This is a genomic window from Inquilinus sp. CA228 (assembly GCF_052078665.1).
In the GTDB taxonomy this organism is placed as follows: domain Bacteria; phylum Pseudomonadota; class Alphaproteobacteria; order DSM-16000; family Inquilinaceae; genus Inquilinus.
On the sequence record NZ_JBQJIK010000071.1, the window covers coordinates 26,316 to 44,471 of the forward strand.

16 protein-coding genes are annotated in these 18,156 nt (G+C 70.2%); 6 read left to right on the forward strand and 10 right to left on the reverse strand.

The window, feature by feature from the left end; genetic code table 11:
- Window positions 1–852 (forward strand): ABC transporter permease, encoded by an 852-nt coding sequence (locus ACTOWL_RS28760; protein WP_441324715.1) that lies wholly within the window; start codon window positions 1–3, stop codon window positions 850–852.
- 2 nt (window positions 853–854) lie between these two features.
- A complete protein-coding gene (locus tag ACTOWL_RS28765) occupies window positions 855–2,591 on the forward strand; it encodes a M14 family zinc carboxypeptidase (protein WP_441324716.1) in 1,737 nt (578 codons plus the stop codon).
- Between the two features lie 195 nt (window positions 2,592–2,786).
- Here ACTOWL_RS28765 and ACTOWL_RS28770 read toward each other — a convergent pair whose 3' ends face one another.
- Window positions 2,787–3,551 carry an SDR family oxidoreductase gene (locus ACTOWL_RS28770; RefSeq protein WP_441324717.1) on the reverse strand — a complete coding sequence of 255 codons (765 nt, stop codon included), beginning with the start codon at window positions 3,549–3,551 and terminating at the stop codon, window positions 2,787–2,789.
- Window positions 3,552–3,680: 129 nt separating this feature from the next.
- On the opposite strand from ACTOWL_RS28770, the gene ACTOWL_RS28775 reads away from it, so the two are divergent.
- Entirely contained in the window at window positions 3,681–4,610 is a 930-nt protein-coding gene (locus ACTOWL_RS28775; protein WP_441324718.1) for a S1/P1 nuclease, read from the forward strand.
- A gap of 9 nt (window positions 4,611–4,619) precedes the next feature.
- Here the strand turns inward: ACTOWL_RS28775 and ACTOWL_RS28780 are convergent, their stop codons facing one another.
- Window positions 4,620–5,231, reverse strand: a complete 612-nt coding sequence (locus ACTOWL_RS28780) for an NAD(P)H-dependent oxidoreductase (RefSeq protein ID WP_441324719.1) — start codon at window positions 5,229–5,231, stop codon at window positions 4,620–4,622.
- A gap of 153 nt (window positions 5,232–5,384) precedes the next feature.
- Between ACTOWL_RS28780 and ACTOWL_RS28785 the strand changes: the two genes are divergently transcribed.
- Window positions 5,385–5,921, forward strand: coding sequence for a TetR/AcrR family transcriptional regulator (locus tag ACTOWL_RS28785; protein ID WP_441324720.1), 537 nt, complete (start codon window positions 5,385–5,387; stop codon window positions 5,919–5,921).
- A 16-nt stretch (window positions 5,922–5,937) separates the two neighbouring features.
- Here ACTOWL_RS28785 and ACTOWL_RS28790 read toward each other — a convergent pair whose 3' ends face one another.
- A complete protein-coding gene (locus ACTOWL_RS28790) occupies window positions 5,938–6,825 on the reverse strand; it encodes a LysR family transcriptional regulator (RefSeq protein WP_441324721.1) in 888 nt (295 codons plus the stop codon).
- Between the two features lie 204 nt (window positions 6,826–7,029).
- Between ACTOWL_RS28790 and dctA the strand changes: the two genes are divergently transcribed.
- Together dctA and ACTOWL_RS28800 are read left to right on the forward strand one after the other, a co-directional pair.
- Window positions 7,030–8,388, forward strand: a complete 1,359-nt coding sequence (gene dctA / locus ACTOWL_RS28795) for a C4-dicarboxylate transporter DctA (RefSeq protein ID WP_441324722.1) — start codon at window positions 7,030–7,032, stop codon at window positions 8,386–8,388.
- Between the two features lie 40 nt (window positions 8,389–8,428).
- Complete coding sequence (locus ACTOWL_RS28800) at window positions 8,429–9,592, forward strand: mandelate racemase/muconate lactonizing enzyme family protein (protein ID WP_441324723.1); 1,164 nt, start codon at window positions 8,429–8,431, stop codon at window positions 9,590–9,592.
- Between the two features lie 48 nt (window positions 9,593–9,640).
- On the opposite strand, the gene ACTOWL_RS28805 is transcribed toward ACTOWL_RS28800, so the two are convergent.
- From ACTOWL_RS28805 to ACTOWL_RS28835, 7 genes are all read right to left on the reverse strand, one after another.
- On the reverse strand, window positions 9,641–11,446 hold the full coding sequence (locus ACTOWL_RS28805) for a gamma-glutamyltransferase family protein (RefSeq protein WP_441324724.1): 1,806 nt from the start codon (window positions 11,444–11,446) through the stop codon (window positions 9,641–9,643).
- 10 nt (window positions 11,447–11,456) lie between these two features.
- Window positions 11,457–12,344, reverse strand: a complete 888-nt coding sequence (locus ACTOWL_RS28810; protein ID WP_441324725.1) for an ABC transporter permease — start codon at window positions 12,342–12,344, stop codon at window positions 11,457–11,459.
- Window positions 12,341–13,288 (reverse strand): ABC transporter permease, encoded by a 948-nt coding sequence (locus ACTOWL_RS28815; protein ID WP_441324726.1) that lies wholly within the window; start codon window positions 13,286–13,288, stop codon window positions 12,341–12,343. The genes ACTOWL_RS28810 and ACTOWL_RS28815 overlap by 4 nt, the downstream gene beginning before the upstream one ends.
- 97 nt (window positions 13,289–13,385) lie before the next feature.
- The gene (locus ACTOWL_RS28820; protein WP_441324727.1) at window positions 13,386–14,888 is read right to left on the reverse strand and encodes an ABC transporter substrate-binding protein; all 1,503 of its coding nucleotides are present in this window, start codon (window positions 14,886–14,888) and stop codon (window positions 13,386–13,388) included.
- Window positions 14,889–14,912: 24 nt separating this feature from the next.
- Window positions 14,913–15,986: an ABC transporter ATP-binding protein gene (locus tag ACTOWL_RS28825; RefSeq protein ID WP_441324728.1), complete on the reverse strand. Its 1,074-nt coding sequence runs from the start codon at window positions 15,984–15,986 to the stop codon at window positions 14,913–14,915.
- Window positions 15,983–17,023, reverse strand: a complete 1,041-nt coding sequence (locus ACTOWL_RS28830) for an ABC transporter ATP-binding protein (RefSeq protein ID WP_441324729.1) — start codon at window positions 17,021–17,023, stop codon at window positions 15,983–15,985. Before ACTOWL_RS28830 ends, ACTOWL_RS28825 begins: the two co-directional genes overlap by 4 nt.
- Window positions 17,007–17,762 carry a FadR/GntR family transcriptional regulator gene (locus ACTOWL_RS28835; protein ID WP_441324730.1) on the reverse strand — a complete coding sequence of 252 codons (756 nt, stop codon included), beginning with the start codon at window positions 17,760–17,762 and terminating at the stop codon, window positions 17,007–17,009. The genes ACTOWL_RS28830 and ACTOWL_RS28835 overlap by 17 nt, the downstream gene beginning before the upstream one ends.
- Between the last annotated feature and the right edge of the window lie 394 nt (window positions 17,763–18,156).

An 18,156-nucleotide genomic window follows, 5' to 3' on the forward strand; every position in this document is an offset into this window, starting at 1 on the left:
ATGGCCGTGATCGAAGACCGCCGGCCCTGGTCGCGCCGCCTGCGCAACCTGGAATTCATCCTCGGCGCGGCGCTGACCGGCATGATGGTGCTGGCGGTGCTGTGCGCCGGCCTGCTGTTTCCCGATGGCGGCGAGGGGTTCGACCTGACCGCCCGACTTCTGCCGCCATTCCACGGCTGGGCGCATCCGCTCGGCACCGACCCGGTCGGCCGCGACGTGCTGGCCCGGGTGGTGACCGGCGGCGGCATCTCGCTGACCGTCGGCTTCGCCTCGGTGGCCGGCGCGGTGGTGCTGGGCACCCTGGCCGGCCTCGTCGCCGGCTACTACCGCGGCCTGTGGGACCTGGTCCTGATGCGCTGCGCCGACGTGCAGCAGGCGCTGCCCTTCATCCTGATCGCGCTGACCTTCATCGCCATCCTCGGCGGCGGCCTGGACCGGCTGATCTTCTTCATGATCATCTCGCAATGGGTGCAGTACGCCCGGCTGGTCCGCGGCTCGGTGCTGTCCCTGCGCGAGCGGGAATTCGTGCAGGCCGCCGCGGCGATCGGCGTGCGCGACCACCGCATCATCCTCGACCACCTGCTGCCCAATGTGATGGGGCCGATCGTCATCCTGATGACGCTCAACGTGGCCAACAACATCCTGCTGGAAAGCAGCCTGACCTTCCTCGGCCTCGGCGTCGACCCGCTGATCCCCAGCTGGGGCGGCATGCTGGCCGACGGCCGCACCTATGTGCAGACGGCCTGGTGGATCAGCGTCTTCCCCGGCCTCGCCATCATGCTCACCGTGCTCGGCCTGAACCTCCTCGGCGACTGGCTGCGCGACGTCCTCGACCCGACCGGAAAGATCTGATCATGACCGTTCTCCTGGACCGCGAGGCGCCGCGGACCCTCGACGCCCTGCTGCGCGACCTGTCCAACGGCCAGCAGGGCGCGGCGGTGGAGGCCTGGCTGTTCGAGGGCGAGACGGTGCGCCGCGAGGCCGAGACAGCCCTGGCCACGGCCGGCGTCTCGGCCCGGCTGCGCAGCGCCTACAAGCCGCTGCTGCATGCGTTCCTGGAGGAGATCGAGACGGAGGGTCTGGCGGTCGCGACCATCCGCTACCCGGTCCATCCCGCCGCCGCGCCCGACCGCTTCCTGCTCGAGGCCTATCCGTTGAAGGCACTGCTGCAGGATGTCGAGCTGCGCTTCGAGCCGGGCGACGAGACGCTGCGCTACCGCGTGGCCCTGGCCTGGCGCGACGGCCGCACCGCGACGGTGGAGGTCTTCGCCCCGAACCATCTCGGCCTCGACCATCTCGGCGCCGCCTGCCTGTCGCCGACCGGCTGGCGGCGTGTCACCGGCCGGCCCGACGGCCAGCCCGACCTGGACGAGCGGCTGGAGACCGAGGTCGAGGGCCTGTTCCGCGCCGTGGTCGAGACCGTCCAGGCCCATCCCTGGGGCAGCGACGAGCCGTATTTCGAGCGGCTGTCGATCACGGTCGAGGCGCCGGCGATCGAGCGGGCGCTGCCGTTCCACGAGGAGGCCGTCAGCCTGCACGAGGCGCTGCACGAGGACCTCTACTTCACGCTGCTCGAGCTGTTCCAGCGCCATTCCGCCCGCCCGCTCGGCGACCGCAGGCTGCAGCCTGGCCAGATCGTGCCGGAGATCCGGGCCGGCGCTCCCCGGGTGCGGGTCGAGACCGTCCCCTTCGGCGACCTGTCCGACGAGGCCGGCGACTGGCCGGAGCAGCCGCTGGACACGGCCGAGGCGCCGCTGTCGATCGTCCAGGTGCATCGCATGGTGGCGGCGCTGGGCGGGCAGCCGATCCTGGCGCGGTCGCGGCAGGGAAGGGCGGTGCCGGGGCTGATCCGGCCGGGGTCGCGCCCGGCCATCGTGGTCACCGGCGGCCAGCACGCCAACGAGACCACCGGCCCGGTCGGCGCCCTGCGTGCCGCGCAGGTGCTGCTGCAGGACCCGGAGACCCATCTCGCCCTGGTCCCGCTGGAGAACCCGGACGGCTACGCCCTGCACCAGCGCCTGTGCCGGGACAATCCGCGGCACATGCATCACGCGGCGCGCTACACCGCGCTGGGCGACGACCTGGAGTATCGCGAGGGCGACGGGCTGTATGAGCGCGCGGCGCGCAGCGAGGCGATCGCGCGCACCGGGGCGCAGCTGCATGTCAACCTGCACGGCTATCCGGCGCATGAATGGACCCGGCCCTTCACCGGCTACCTGCCACGCGGCTTCGAGATGTGGACCATCCCGAAGGGCTTCTTCCTGATCCTGCGCCACCATCCGGGCTGGGAGGAGCCGGGGATGGCGCTGATCGAGGCGATCACCCGCCGCCTCGCCCGGATCGAGCCGCTGCTGCAGCTGAACCGGATGCAGTTGGCCGCCTATGGCGCCCATGCCGGGGCCGGGCCGTTCACCGTGATCAACGGCATCCCCTGCCTGATCGGCCCGGACGAGCGCCACGTCCCGCCCCTGACCCTGATCACCGAATATCCGGACGAGACCATCTACGGCGACCGCTTCGCCTTGGGCCATCAGGTCCAGATGGAGACGGTGCTGGCGGCGGTGGAGCACCATGCGGGGGTGGTGGCGTGAGGCTTGCTGAGTCGAGCACGGTCGGTCGGCTCTGAGATTGCCTCTCCCGCTTGGCGGGAGAGGTCGGGCTCGCGCAGCGAGACCGGGTGAGGGCTGGCCCAGGCCTCGACAAAGAGCCCTCACCCGGAGCCGCTTCGCGTCTCCGACCTCTCCCGTAAACGGGAGAGGCAACGCAAAGAGCAGGGCCGTTCTTCTTCACGTCCTTGTGATCGACACCCCGCCATCGACCAGCAGTGCCGCTCCCGTGGTGAAGCTGGAGGCGTCGGAGGCGAGGTAGAGCGCCGACCGCGCCATCTCCTCCGGGCTGGCCAGGCGCTTCATCGGGTAGAGGCCGGTGATGAAGTCGCGCTCCGCCTGTGTCTTGGCGAACTCCCGGTACATCTCCGTTTCAGTGCCGCCCGGCAGCAGCGCGTTGACGCGGATGCCGCGGCCGCCGAACTCGACCGCCAGCGCCTGCACCAGCCCGATCAGGCCCGACTTGCTGGCGGCATAGGCGGCGACGCCGGGGAAGCCGACCGTGTAGCCGACGAAGGTCGAGGTGAAGATCAGCGACCCGCCGCCGCGCCGCAGCATCGCCGGGATCTGGTGCCGCGCCGCCAGGAAGGCGCTGGTCAGGTTGGTCTCGACCGTCTCCCGCCAGGCCGCGGGTGTCACCTCCGGAGTCGGCGCCATCGGCCCGACCATGCCGGCATTGTTGAAGGCGATGTCGAGGCCGCCGAACCGCTCCTCCGCCAGCGCCACCAGCGCGGGGGCATAGCTTTCGTCGGTGACGTCGCCGGCCAGCGCCGCGGCCCGGCCGCCGGCCTCCGCGATCTCCCCGACCAGCGCGTCGAGCTCCGCCTGACGCTGGGCCCCCGCCATCACGGCCGCGCCCTCGCGCGCGAACAGCACCGCCGCGGCCCGGCCGATGCCGGAGCTGGCCCCGGCGACGATCGCCACCTTGCCCGCCAATGCACCCATCTCGTTTCTCCTTCCGTCGTTCGACACGGGGGAGGATGGCAGCGGCGCGGCGCGGCCTCACTCCGGTTCTTGCCGCCAATCCGACAGAGGCCACATATGGGCAAGGCTTCCCAATCACGGAGGTGCCGGATGCGAGCTCTCCCTCTCAAGCGCTGGAGGCAGGCCGGGCTCACCGCGATGCTGATGCTGGTGCTGCTCATGCCGCACCAGGCCATGGCGTGGCTGCGCGACGGCCATATGGCCACGGCGACGCTGGCCTATGACATGCTGGAGCAGCGCGACCCGGAGGCGATCGCCGTGATTCTCCGGCTGATGCGGGCGCATCCGGACCGGGCCCGCTTCGACGCCCAGCTCGGCGGCCTGTCCGGCCGCGCCGGCGATCGCCGGATGTTCGAGCTGATGGCGATCTGGCCGGATGCCGTGCGGAACACCCCCTACGATCACCCGAGCTGGCACACGAGCCAGCGGATCGTGTCCTCGGCCCGCAGCGTGATCCCCTTCGCCTTCGGCGGCGCCCAGTCGGAGTTCGGGCGCAATCTTGCGGTCGCGCATGACGCCACGGCCTCGGATTCGGACCGGGCGGTCGCGCTCTGCTGGGTGATGCACATCGTCGGCGACATGCACCAGCCGCTGCACACGGCGATGTGGATGTCGTGGCGATTCCCGATCACCGATGCCGGCGGACAATGGGCCTGGGTCCGTCGCTCGCCGGGTGCCGAGCCCGAGCGCCTCCACCGGTTCTGGGACGCCGCGGGCCATCCGGACGCGCTCACCCTCACGCCGCCGGGATCGCTCGAGGCCAAGCTGGAGCCGGACCCGCCGGCCGACGTGGAGACGCTGTCACCGGACCCGGAGACCGCCTTCGCCCATTGGGTGGCCCATACCCGCGAGCTCGCCTATGAGGTCGCCTATGCGCGCGGGAGGCTGAGGGCGGGCAAATCGGCCAGCTCCGCCCGCGTTCTCCCGCCCGACTATGTCGAACGGGCCCAAGCGGTCAGCCGCGTCCAGCTCACCGCCGCCGGGCGCCGGATCGGGGCGCTGCTGTCGGGCCTGCGCTGACGGGCGAGGTCAGGCGGCGTCGCTTCGTTCGGCAGCCTGGAACAGCCTGCCGCCGATGGTGCGGGCGGTGTCCAGATGGGCGCTCGGGTCCTGCGTGTCCGAGGGCAGCAGGAACTCCGAGGTGACGACGCGCGCACCGCAATAGTCGAAGATGCCGTGGTCGATCTGCGTCTTCATGGCGCCGGAATAGCCGTGCCGCTCATAGGTCCGCTGGCCGGCGCCGCCGAGGGCGACGAGATGGACCGGCAGGCGGCCCAGCTTCTTCTCCAGCCTGCCGCCGGGGATCTCGTCATAGGCCCAGCCATTGGCGAAGACCCGGTCGATCCAGCCCTTGAGCAGCCCCGGCATCGACCACCAATAGACCGGATACACCAGCACCAGCGCGTCGGCGCGGTCGATCCGCGCCTGCTCGGCCAGCACATCGGCGGAGGGCGCCGCCTGCTTGAGATGGACGGCGTGGTCGTTTGCGGTGAAGCGCGGGTCGAAACCCTCCGCCATGAGGTCGGCGATCTCGACGGAATGGCCCGACACGCCCCCCGACACGCCCTGGGCGAGACGGGCGGCCACGGCGTGGGTCAGCGATCTGGGATCGGGATGCGCGACGACGACGAGCGCGTGCATGCCGGCAGCTCCTGGTGATTGCGGGGAAGGGGAAGGTCTTATATACTTTTAGTAAGTTACTTTTGGTACATAAGCATGTCAAGCACCGGAACGAGAGAAACCGATCCCCGGCCGCGCCGCCGCCTGTCTCGGGACGAGCGGCATCGCCAGCTCATGGACGTCGCCTGGGGGTTGGTGCGGGAGGAGGGGACGGACGCGCTGACGCTCGGCCGGCTGGCCGAGCAGGCCGGCATCACCAAGCCGGTGGTCTACGACCATTTCGGCACGCGCACCGGCCTGCTGACGGCGCTGTACCGGGAGTTCGACGACCGCCAGACGGCCCTGCTGCAGGCCGCGCTGCGGACCGGCGAACCGACCCTGGCCGGCCGGGCGGCGGTGATCGCCTCCGCCTATCTCGACTGCGTGCTGGCCCAGGGCCGCGAGATCCCGGGCGTGGTCGCGGCGCTGACCAGCTCGCCGGAGCTGGAGCGGGTCAAGCGTGAGTGCGACGCAGCGTTCCGGGAGACCTGCCGCAGCGCGCTCGCCTCCTTCGCGCCGGCCGGCGCCATCGCCCACGCCGGCCTCTGGGCGATGCTCGGCGCCGCCGAAGCCCTGTCCGCCGCTGCGGCGAAGGGCGACCTCACCGCCGCCGAGGCGCAGGCGGAATTGGCCGAGACCATCGTCGCCATGGTCGCCCGCAGCCGGGGCTGACGGCGGGGCCGGCCGGCTAGGCGAAGGCGGCCCAGAAGGCCTCGGCGGTTTCGCTCTGCCGCGAGACGGGGCGGAACAGCCGGATCTCGATCGGAACGTGATGCTCCGCGCCGCCGGCCTCGACCAGCAGGCCGGCGGCGATGTCCTCTTCCGCCAGGGTCTGCGGCAGCCAGGCGAGACCGTCCCCGCTCCGGGCCATGGATTGCAGCGTGGCGGCGAGACGCGAGGTGAAGACCGGCTGCAGCGCCGGCGCGCCGCCTGCCGCCTCCCAGGTCCCCGCCAGGATCCGGCCGAGCCCCGACTGGTCGCTGTAGCCGAGATAGCGGGGCGGCGCCGCGCCCGCGAGAGGCCAGCGCGGCGCCCCGTCGTCATCGGGCGCGCTGAGCGGCACCATCACGTCTTGCCCGACCACAATGCTCCGGAACTGGCGCCTGTCGAAGCGCGTGGCCATGCTCGGGTGGAAGTGGCACAGCAGGAACGTCACGTCGCCGCGGATCATCATCTGTTCGCAAGCCTGCAGGCTGTCCGAGACCAGGTTGAGGCTGCCGAGGCGGGCGGCCGCGTCGTTCCGGCGGATCCATTTGGGGAAGAAGGTGAAGGACAAGACGTGGGTGGCCGCGATCGACAGGGGCGGCGCGCCCTTCCGCGCGGCCTCCAGCGTGTCGCGGCGCAGCTGGTGCAGGGCTCGCACGAGGATCTCGGCCTGCGCCCGGAACTGCTCGCCGGCCGGGGTCAGGGCGACCTGATGCGTGGTGCGGAGGAACAACGGCGTGCCGATCCAGTCCTCCAGGGCGCGGATTCTGCGGCTGAAGGCGGGCTGGGTCACATGGCGCTGCGCGGCCCCCTGCGAGAAGCTCAGCGTCTCCGCCAGGGCCAGATAGTCCTCCAGCCAGTTCAGGTCCATCGGTTATGCCGATCCGTTATAAGCAATCTCGGCATTAGCATTGGCGATGCCGGCCGTCGAGCCATACGTCTCTTGGCAGGAAAGCACCGCCTTCGCGGGTCTCCGCAAGACATGGACTCCCGGAGCAGCCGCTCGGCTGACACGGCGGCGCATGTCCTGCATCCCGTCAAGGATCGACCAAAAACCCGGGGAAGAGGCGAAAGTGTGAGGAATCCGAACAAGAAGCGATTTCTGAGCGAGTTGTACGTCCAGGTGGTCATCGGCATCGTCGTCGGTGCCGGGATCGGCATTTTCTGGCCGGATATCGGGGCGTCGCTGCAGCCGGCCGCGGACGGGTTCATCAAGCTGATCAAGATGCTGCTCGGGCCGATCGTCTTCGGCACCGTCGTCGTCGGCATCGCCAAGATGAACGACATCAAGGATGTCGGGCGGATCGGCGCGAAGGCGCTGATCTATTTCGAGATCGCTTCCACGCTCGCGCTGCTGATCGGCCTGATCGTCGCCAACGTCATGCGGCCCGGCGCCGGCATGAACATCGACGCCGGCCAGATCGACGCGTCCTCCATCTCCTCCTACGTCAAGGCGGCACAGGGGAACCACGGCGTCGTAACCTTCTTCCTCGACATCATCCCGACGACGATCGTCAACGCCTTCGCCCAGGGCGCCATGCTGCAGATCATCCTGATCTCCGTGCTGATGGGGATCGCGATGGTGAGGCTCGGCGAACGGGGCAAGCCGCTGGTCGACCTGATCGACGTGCTGCTGCAGGGGCTGTTCCGGATCGTCGCCATGGTGATGCGCCTGGCGCCGCTCGGCGCCGGCGCGGGCATGGCCTTCACGATCGGCAAATACGGCATCGCCACGATCTGGTCGCTCGGCTACCTGATGCTCTGCGTCTATGTGACCACGATCATCTTCATCGCCGTGGTCCTGGCGTCCGTCGCCTGGTGGTCGGGCTTCCCGCTCACCCAGTTCTTCCGCTACTTCAAGGATGAGATCCTGATCGTCCTCGGCACCTGCTCGACCGAGGCGGTGATGCCGCAGATGCTGAAGAAGCTCGAACAGCTGGGCTGCGACAGGACGGTGGTCGGCATGGTGCTGCCCACCGGCTACACCTTCAATGCCGACGGCACCTCGATCTACCTGACCATGGCGGCGCTGTTCGTCGCCCAGGCCACCAACACCGACCTGTCGCTGGCGGACGAGCTGCTGCTGCTCGGCGTGTTCCTGCTGACCTCGAAGGGGTCCGCGGGCGTCGCCGGGGCGGGTTTCGTCACCCTGGCCGCGTCACTCTCCACCATCCACACCGTGCCGGTGGCCGGCCTCGTCCTGCTGCTCGGCGTCGACCGCTTCATGAATGAGGCGCGGGCGGTGACCAACCTGATCGGCAACGGCGTCGCGACCATCGCCATCGCCAAATGGGAAGGCGCCTTCGACCAGGCTCGGGCGCGGGAGGTCATGCAGGCCCATCGCGAGGGCAGGGTGCTCGCGGATGAGGAGCCGGAGACCCGTCCGGACATCCGCCCGCCAGAGATCCGGACACCGGCCGGCGCCCTGCGCTGAGGCCGAGCCGTTTCCACCGCTGCGACACGAAAGGAAAAGCATGCGCATCGTCGACGTCGTCGAGGTCACCAAGCCGATCGCCTCCCCGATCCGCAACGCCTATATCGACTTCTCCAAGATGACCGCCAGCCTGGTGGCCGTGGTCACGGATGTCGTGCGCGACGGCCGCCGGGTGGTCGGCTATGGCTTCAACTCGAACGGGCGCTACGGCCAGGGCGGCCTGATCCGCGAGCGCTTCCGCGACCGGATCCTGGCGGCCGACCCGGCCGGCCTGCTCGACGACGAGGGCGGCAATCTCGACCCGCACCGGATCTGGGCGGCGATGATGGCGAATGAGAAGCCCGGCGGGCATGGCGAGCGCTCGGTCGCCGTCGGCACGCTCGACATGGCGGTGTGGGACGCGGTCGCCAAGATCGCCGGCCAGCCGCTGTTCCGCCTGCTGGCGCAGCGCAAGGGCCGCGAGGCCAACCCGCGCGTGTTCGTCTATGCCGCCGGCGGCTACTACTACCCCGGCAAGGACAATTCGGCCTTGCGGGCGGAGATGCGCGGCTATCTCGACCGCGGCTACACCGTGGTCAAGATGAAGATCGGCGGCGCCCCGATCGCCGAGGATCGCGGCCGCATCGAGGCCGTGCTGGCGGAGATCGGCAGCGGGGCACGGCTGGCGGTCGACGCCAATGGCCGCTTCGACCTCGAGACCGCCATCGCCTATGCCAGGATGCTGCGCGACTATCCGCTGTTCTGGTACGAGGAGGCCGGCGACCCGCTGGACTATGCGCTGCTGGCGGCGCTGTCGGAGTTCTATCCGGGGCCGATGGCGACCGGCGAGAACCTGTTCTCGCATCAGGATGCGCGCAACCTGCTGCGCTATGGCGGGATGCGGCCGGACCGCGACTGGCTGCAGTTCGACTGCGCCCTGTCCTACGGTCTGGTGGAGTATCTCCGCACCCTCGATGTGCTGGCGCAACTCGGCTGGTCGCCGTCGCGCTGCATCCCGCATGGCGGGCACCAGATGTCGTTGAACATCGCCGCCGGCCTCGGCCTCGGCGGCAATGAGAGCTACCCGGACCTGTTCCAACCCTATGGTGGCTTCCCGGACGGGGTGCGGGTCGAGGCCGGCCACATCGTGATGCCCGACCTGCCGGGCATCGGCTTCGAGGGCAAGTCCGACCTGATCAAGGTCATGCGCGACCTGGCGGAGTAGGGCGGCCTGCCTCCTCCCTGACCCGCGGGGGAGGAGGGGCCTCCATCCTCAGCGCCCCGCGGCGTAGGCCTGCATCAGCCGCGGCGTGGCGGCGGCGTGCAGCAGGCCGTCGGGGTCGCGGGCGGCGGCGACCAGGCGGCCGACGGTCCAGGCCGGCGCCTCCTCCAGCGCGTGGCCGCGGCGGCGCAGTTCGGCCAGCACCTCGGGCCCGAAGCTCTCCTCAGCCAGCAGATGGCCGGGCTTGCGCTCGCGGGGGTAGAAGGAGCTCGGGAAATGCGCCGTGTGGAACATCGGCTGCTCGATCGCTTCCTGCAGGTTCAGCCCGTGATGGACATGGCGCAGGAACAGCTGCAGCTGCCACTGCTCCTGCTGGTCGCCGCCGGGCGACCCGAACACCATGTACGGCTTGCCATCGCGCAGCGCGAGCGAGGGGGTCAGGGTGGTGCGCGGCCGCTTGCCGGGCTCCAGGCTGGTCGGCAGGTCCGGCTCCAGCCAGAACATCTGGCAGCGGCTGTTCAGCATGAAGCCGAGCTCCGGGATCACCGGCGAGGATTGCAGCCAGCCGCCCGACGGCATCGCCGCCACCATGTTGCCCCAGCGGTCGACCGCGTCGATGTGGACGGTGTCGCCGCGCCGGGCCGACAGCATGTCGGCCATGGTCGGCTCGCTCGCCGCCAGCGTTTCCAGGCTGGTGCTGCTGACCTTGGACAGCCGCTCCAGCACCGCCATCACCCGGTCCACTTGCGCCTCGTAGCCGGGCACCCGGCCGGGCCGCAGCTCACGCGAGGCGGTGGCGCCGATCAGGCCGCGGCGGGCGTCGTTGTAGGCGTCGGACAGCAGCGCCTCGACCGGCACGTCGACGAAATCCGGGTCGCCGTAATAGGCCTCGCGGTCGGCGAAGGCGAGCTTCATCGCCTCGGCCACCGTGTGCACGAAATCGGCGCTGGCCGGGCCCATCGAGGCGATGTCGATGTCCTTCAGCAGGGCCAGCGTCTGCAGGAACACCGGCCCCTGGCCCCAGGGCCGGGTCTTGGCCAGGGTGTGGCCGTGATAGTCGTAGGTCAGCGGCGGCTCGTAGAGCGGGGCCCAGCCCGCCAGGTCGGCGCCGGTGATGACGCCGCGATGCCGCCGGCCGCTCTCGTCCATCACCTCGGTGGTGCGGGCGAACCGGTCGATCGCCTCGGCCACGAAGCCGCGATAGAAGGCGGCATAGGCCGCGTCGGCCTGGCGCTCGCGGTCGCCGCCGGCGGCCTCGGCCTCGCGGATGATCCGCCTCCAGGTCTCGGCCAGGGCCGGGTTGCGGAACAGCTGCTTCGCCTTCGGCGCCGCCCCGCCCGGCAGGAACACCGCGGCGGAGGTCGGCCATTCGGTCTCGAAGAAGTCCTTCAGGCCGGCGATGGTGTCGGCCACGCGCGGCAGCACCGGGTGGCCGCCCTCGAGATAGTGGATCGCCGGCTCCAGCACGTCGCGCACGGTCAGCAAGCCGTAATCGCGCAGCAGCACCATCCAGGCGCCGAAAGAACCGGGGATGACGGTGGCCAGCAGCCCGTTGCCGGGGATCAGCTCCAGCCCCTCGCCCTTGTAATGGGCGATGGTGGCGCCGGCCGGGGCCCGGCCCTGGCCGCACAGCACCTCGGTCCGGCCGGTCTGGGCCGAATGGAACACCACCGGCACGTCGCCGCCGGGGCCGACCAGGTGCGGCTCCACCACCTGCAGCACGAAGGCGGTGGCGACGCAGGCGTCGAAGGCGTTGCCGCCGCGCTCCAGCATGGCCATGCCGGCGGCGCTGCCGAGCCAGTGGGTCGAGGTGACCATGCCGAAGGTGCCGAGCAGTTCGGGGCGGGTGGTGAACATCTTGGGTCTCTCAGCTTTCGCGGGGGTCCAGGGCGTCGCGCAATCCGTCGCCCAGCAGGTTGAAGCCCAGCACGACCAGGAAGATCGCGCCGCCCGGGGAGATCGACATCCAGGGCGCCTGGGTCATGAAGTTCTTGGCGGTGTTCAGCATCGAGCCCCAGGACGGGCTCGGCGGCTGCTGGCCGAGGCCGAGGAAGGACAGGCTGGCCTCGGCGATGATGGCGGTGGCGATGGTCAGCGTCGCCTGCACGATCAGCGGCGGCATCACGTTCGGCAGGATGTAGCGGATGATGATCCAGCGATGCGGCAGGCCGATCGAATGGGCGCCCTCGACATAGTCCTCGGTCTTCACGCTCAGCACCTGGCCGCGGGTCAGGCGGATGAAGATCGGCATCGCCGACAGGCCGATCGCGATCATGGCGTTGGACAGGCTGGGGCCGAGGAAGGCGGCCAGCGCGATCGCCAGGATCAGGAACGGGATGGCCAGCATCGCCTCGGTGGCGCGCGAGATGGCGCCGTCGACCAGCCCGCCGTAATAGCCGGCGATCAGCCCGAACGGCACGCCGACCGCCAGCGCGATGGCGACCGAGATCACCCCGGCCATCAGCGAGGACCGGGCACCGTAGGCGAGGCGGGTGTAGATGTCGCGGCCGAGATCGTCGGTGCCCAGCCAATGCGCGGCCGACGGCGCCTTGCGGATCGCCGTGAAGCTGGTCTGCAGCGGGTCCTGCGGCGTCACCAGCGGCGCCAGGATGGCGAGCAGGACGAAGGCCAGCACCAGCACGGCGCCGACCACCGCGCTCTTGTTGCGCAGGAATTTCTGCAGGCCGCGGCTGCGCCGCTTCCGGGCGGGGGCTTCGGTGCCGAGAGCACCCTGAACGACTGCGGGCGCGGTCATGACGGGTACCTCAGCCGCGGGTTGATCAGGATGTACAGCACGTCGGCCAGCAGGTTCATGGCGATGAAGCCGATCGCGGTGCACAGCACCACGCCCTGGACCACGGCATAGTCACGGTTGAACACGGCGTCGACGATCAGCTTGCCGAAGCCGGGGATGGTGAAGACCTGCTCGGTCAGCACGGCGCCGGCCAGCAGCTCGCCGAACAGCAGCGTCACCAGGGTGACGATCGGCACCAGCGCGTTGCGGAAGGCGTGCTTCAGCACCACGGCGGGGCCCAGGAGGCCCTTGGCCCGGGCGGTGCGGATGTAGTCCGACCGCAGCACGCCGAGCATGGCCGACCGCGTGTGCCGCATCAGCGTCGCCGCCAGCGCGTTGCCGAGCACGAAGGACGGCATCAGCATGGTCTTGAGGCTGAGCCACAGGTCCTGCGACGGCGACACATAGCCGGAGGCGGGCAAGAGCCGCCACTCCACCGAGACCAGCAGGATCAGCATGATGCCGAGCCAGAAGTTCGGGATCGACAGGCCGGAGAGGGCGAAGATATTGGCGCCGTAGTCGACGGCGGTGCCCTTGTACACCGCCGCCAGGATGCCGGCAGGGATGCCGATCAGCAGGGCGAAGACCATGGCCATGGCGGCCAGCTGGATGGTCACCGGCAGCTTCTGGGCGATCAGCTCGGTCACCGGCGCGTCGGTGCGCAGCGAGATGCCGAAATCGCCCTGCACCACCTGGCCGATCCAGGCGAAGTACTGCACCGGGATCGGGTCGTTCAGCCGGTACTTGTCGCGCAGATATTCCAGGACCGCGGGGTCGCGCTCCTCCCCCGCCATGGTCAGCACCGGGTCGCCCGGCAGCAGCTTCTGCAAGGCGAAGACCAGCATCGACACCAGGATGATGGTCGGCAGCGCCACCATCATCCGCCGCAGGATGATCCGGGTCATGGGCGGGCCCTCCCCGCCACGCCAGATCTATCCTCCCCCCGCGGGAGGGGGAGGGGGGAGGATTGAAGGAGCATGGCGGGAGAGAGCACCAGCATCCTCAGCCCTCGATGCTCATGCCCTTGAGGCGGATCATGCCGTCGGGATAGGCGGTGAAGCCTTTCACCTTCTGCGACAGCACGAACGGCCAGGGCTGGTAGTAGGTGTAGATGATCGGCAGCTCGTCCTCGAGGATGGCCTGGGCCTGGTCGTACAGCTCCTTGCGCTTGGCCGGGTCCGGCGTCTGCCGGGCGGCGTCGAGCGCCTTGTCGACCTCGGGGTTGCAGTACTTGCCGTCGTTCAGGCTGCCCTTGCAGGTGACGAAGGCGTGGATGTTGCCGTCCGGGTCGACGCGGCCGGACCAGCCGACCTGCTCGGCCTGGAAATTGCCCTGCTGAGTTTCCTTCATCATCGCCGCGAATTCGGTGGCGCGCAGCGTGATGTCGAAGCCGGCCTCGGACGCCATCGCCTGGATCAGCTCGGCGATCTGCTGCGCCGTGGTGCCGGTGCCGAACACCAGCTCGAACGACACCCGCTCGTGCCCGGCCTCCTTCAGCAACTGCTTGGCCTTCTCCAGGTCGCGGGCGCGCACCGGGAACTTGTCGCTGTGATAGGGGCTGGCCTCGGGGAAGGGCTGCTGCGCCGGCGGGTAGATGCCGGCCCCGACCACCTGGTTGATCGCGTCGCGGTCGATCGCCAGCTCCAGCGCCTGGCGCACCCGCTTGTCCTGGCCCAGCGGGTTCTTCGACCGGTCGCCGTTGCCGGTGTTGATGGTGATGCCCTGGTAGCCGATGCCGGTGACCGGCATGAACACCAGCTCCGGATCGGACTTCACCGCCTCGACGTCGGACGGGGCCAGCCGCTCCAGCATGTCCAGGTCGCCGGCCTTCAGATTGGCCAGGCGCACCGTGGTGTCCGGGATCGGCTGGAACACCACCTTGTCGATCTTGTAGTTCGCGGCGTCCCAGTAGCCGGCGTATTTCTGCAGCACGATGCGGTCGTTCTGCACCCGCTCGACGAAGCTGTAGGGGCCGGAGCAGACCGGCTTCTGGCCGAAGCTGTCGCCGGCGAAGGCCTTCGGCGCCAGCATCATGCCGGCGCGGTCGGACAGCTGGGCCAGCAGCGTGGCGTCGGGCCGCGACAGTTTGATCGCCACCGTCTTTGGGTCGACCGCGACGACGTCGGCGACCGAGGCCAGCTCGCTCTTGCGCAGGCTGTCGGGCAGGGTGCGGGCGCGGTCGAGATTGGCCTTCACCGCCGTGGCGTCGATCGGCTCGCCGTCCTGGAAGGTGGCGCCCTCACGCAGGGTGAAGGTCAGGGTCAGGTTGTCGTCGCTCCAGGCCCAGCTGGTCGCCAGCTTCGGCACGAAGCCGAGCTCGGGGTTGATGTCGACCAGCTTGTCGCAGAGCGAGGCGAAGACGATGCGGCCGACGAAGGTGCGGGCCCGGTGCGGATCCAGCACGTCGGGATCCTCATTGAGGCCGACCCGCAGCGTGGTCTGGCCATAGGCCGTGCCGCTGAGCAGCAGCCCGGCGAGAAGGGCGAGAACTGGGCGTGCGCGCATGGAATGAGCCTCCTGTTCGGTTTCTTATGGATGGGCCGCGGCCTGGCGGGCGCGGTAGAGAGCGAGCCGCGTCGCCAGGTTGGGCGGCGTCGGCGGTGCGGCCAGGGCGCCGGCCCCGGCATCCTGGATCTCGCGCCAGAAATGGCAGGCGACGCTGCGCCCCGGCGCGGCCTCCTCCGCCTGCGGCCGGATCTCGGAGCAGATCGGCTTGGCGTGCGGGCAGCGGGTGTGGAAGCGGCAGCCGGGCGGCGGCGCGGTCGGGCTGGGCACGTCACCCTGCAGCAGCGTCTTGGGCCGGCGCCCGGCCGGGCTGGGCACCGGGATCGCCCGCATCAGCGCCTGGGTGTAGGGGTGCAGCGGCGCGTCGAACAGCGCGTCGACCGGCGCCTCCTCGACGATCTCGCCGAGATACATCACCGCCACCCGGTCGCTCATGTGCCGGATCACGGCGAGGTCGTGGGCGACGATCACCAGGGTCAGGCCGAAGCGCTCCTTCAGCTCCTCCAGCAGGTTGATCACCTGCGCCTGGATCGAGACGTCCAGCGCCGAGACCGGCTCGTCGCCGACGATCAGCACCGGCTGCCCGGCAAGCGCCCGGGCGATGCCGATGCGCTGGCGCTGGCCGCCGGAGAACTCGTGCGGGTAGCGGCCGGCATGCTCCGGCAGCAGGCCGACGATGCGCAGCAGCTCCGCCACCTTGTCGCGCCGCTCCGTCCCGCCGCCCAGGCCGTGCAGCCAGATCGGCTCGCCGACGATGTCGCCGACCGTCATGCGCGGGTTCAGCGAGGCGTAGGGGTCCTGAAAGATGATCTGCAGCTCGCGCCGCAGCGCCCGCATCTCCTTCGGCGGCAGCGCCGTCAGGTCGCGGCCGCGATACATCACCTGGCCGGCGGTCGGCTCGATCAGCCGCAGCAGCAGCCGGCCGAGGGTCGACTTGCCGCAGCCGGATTCGCCGACCACGGCGAAGGTCTCGCCCGGCCGGATCGCCAGCGACACGCCGTCGACCGCATGCACCAGCGGCGAGCCGCCGAACAGGCTGCGGCCGCCGCCGAAGCGCTTGACCAAGCCCCTGCCTTCGAGGAGTGCGGCGTCGCTCATGCGGCGCCTCCGGCATGCTGCTCCAGGGGAGCGAACCAGCAGGCGGCGTGGTGGTCGGGCCCGACGAGCTTCGCCGGCGGCGCCTCGGCGGTGCAGCGCGGCTCGGCGAAGGGGCAGCGCGGGGCGAAGCGGCAGCCCGGCGGCATACGGTCGGCCGGCGGCACCGTGCCGGGGATGGTGGCCAAGCGCCCCTCGCGCCGGCCGAGCGACGGCACCGACCCCATCAGCCCGATGGTGTAGGGGTGCTGCGGGTCCTCGAAGATGGCGTCGACCGGCCCGGATTCGACGATCCGCCCGGCATACATCACCGCGACATGGTCGGCGACCTCCGCCACCACGCCGAGGTCATGGGTGATCAGGATCATGGCGGTGCCGGTCTCGTCCTGCAGCCGCCGGACCAGGGCCAGGATCTGGGCCTGGATGGTGACGTCCAGCGCCGTGGTCGGCTCGTCGGCGATCAGCAGCTGCGGGTCGTTGGCCAGCGCCATGGCGATCATGGCGCGCTGGCGCATGCCGCCCGACAGCTGGTGCGGATAGGCGTCCAACCGCTTCTCCGGTGCCGGGATGCGCACCCGGCGCAGCATCTCCAGCGCCCGGCCGCGCGCCTCGGCCTTGCCCACCGCCCTGTGCCGGCGAATGCCCTCGGCGATCTGGTCGCCGATGGTGAAGGCCGGGTTCAGGCTGGTCATCGGCTCCTGGAAGATCATCGCCATCCGGCTGCCGCGCAGGTCGGCGCGCTGCCGGTCAGTCAGCTTGAACAGGTCGCGGCCCTCGAACCGGGCGGTGCCGGAGGTGATGTTCGCCACCGGCGGCAGCAGGCCCATCAGCCCGAGCGCGGTGATGCTCTTGCCGCAGCCGGATTCGCCGACGATGCACAAAGTCTCGCCGCGGGCGACGGAGAAGGACACGCCCTCGACCAGGTTGGCGCCGAGCGATAGCGACAGGGCGAAATCCTGCACCTCTAGCACGGTCTCGCGCGCCGGCTCCGCGGCGACAGCCGGGGCAGGAGCGATGCGGACGTCAGAGACCGAGGCCATCGGCCGCCTCCGCGCTGTCGCCTTGGCGGGCGGTCCGCTCCTGCACCGCATCCTGCGGCGCCGGCTCGCCATGCATCGCCGCTTCGAGATTGGCCTGCAGCGCCAGCAGGTGGCGCCGCATCGCCGCCTCGGCCCCGGCGCCGTCGTGCCGGGCGATCGCGGCGACGATGCCGGAATGCTGGCTGGTATAGGCGCGCAGGCGGATGCGGTTGCGCGCGGCCTCGCGCAGCCGGCGCCAGGACGGCGACTGGCGGATCTTGTCGATGCAGTCGAACAGTGCCAGCAGCAGGCCGTTGCCGGCGGTCTCGGCGATGTGGCGGTGGAAGGCGCTGTCCCACAGCTCGTGGCCGTCGCTGTCCATGCTGGCCGCGGTCTTGCGCTCGATCCGGCGCAGCGCGGCGATGCTGTCGGGCGAGGCCTTCAGCGCCGCCAGCCGGGCCAGCGCCGGCTCGATCTGCAGCCGGGCCTCCATCACCTCCAGCGGGCTGGTGCGGTCGGCCAGCGAGGCGATCAGATGCGGCTGCACCGGCGGCCGCTGGCCGGCGAAGGTGCCCTTGCCCTGGTGGCGCCAGATCCGGCCCTCGGCCTCCAGCACCTCCAGCGCCCGGCGCACGGCGCGGCGGCCGACTCCGATCCGGGCGGCCAGGTCGCGCTCGGTCGGCAACTGCCATTCGGCGCGGTCGCCCTCTGCGTCCAGCAGCGCGCGCAGCCGCTCCAGCGCCACGCTGGAATTGGACACGCCGCGCGTTTCGGATGAAACCACTTCAGCCATTGGTCTCCCAAAGGCTGCGTCCGCCGTTCCGGCTCCGAGCCATCTGCCAATCCCTGTTGCGCTTGAGGACGCCCGGCCAAGCGGTCCTGAGGACCGATCATGACACGCAACGCCGCTTCGTCTTGCCGAACAGCCAAGCGCAAAGGGAACCAATTTGCAAATGGTTTCCTGGGTGGTCGCGTCAACTCGTAGGTTGGGTTCGCGGTTGCGAACCCAACATGGCCAATGATGGTGCGGCGGCGGCATGTTGGGTTCGCCAACGCGAACCCAACCTACGGTGTGCCGAGCATGATCGACAGCTTGGAGGTGGAAGTCCTCTGTCCAGCCTGATGGCGGTGAAGGACTAGCGAAGCGCAAGGGC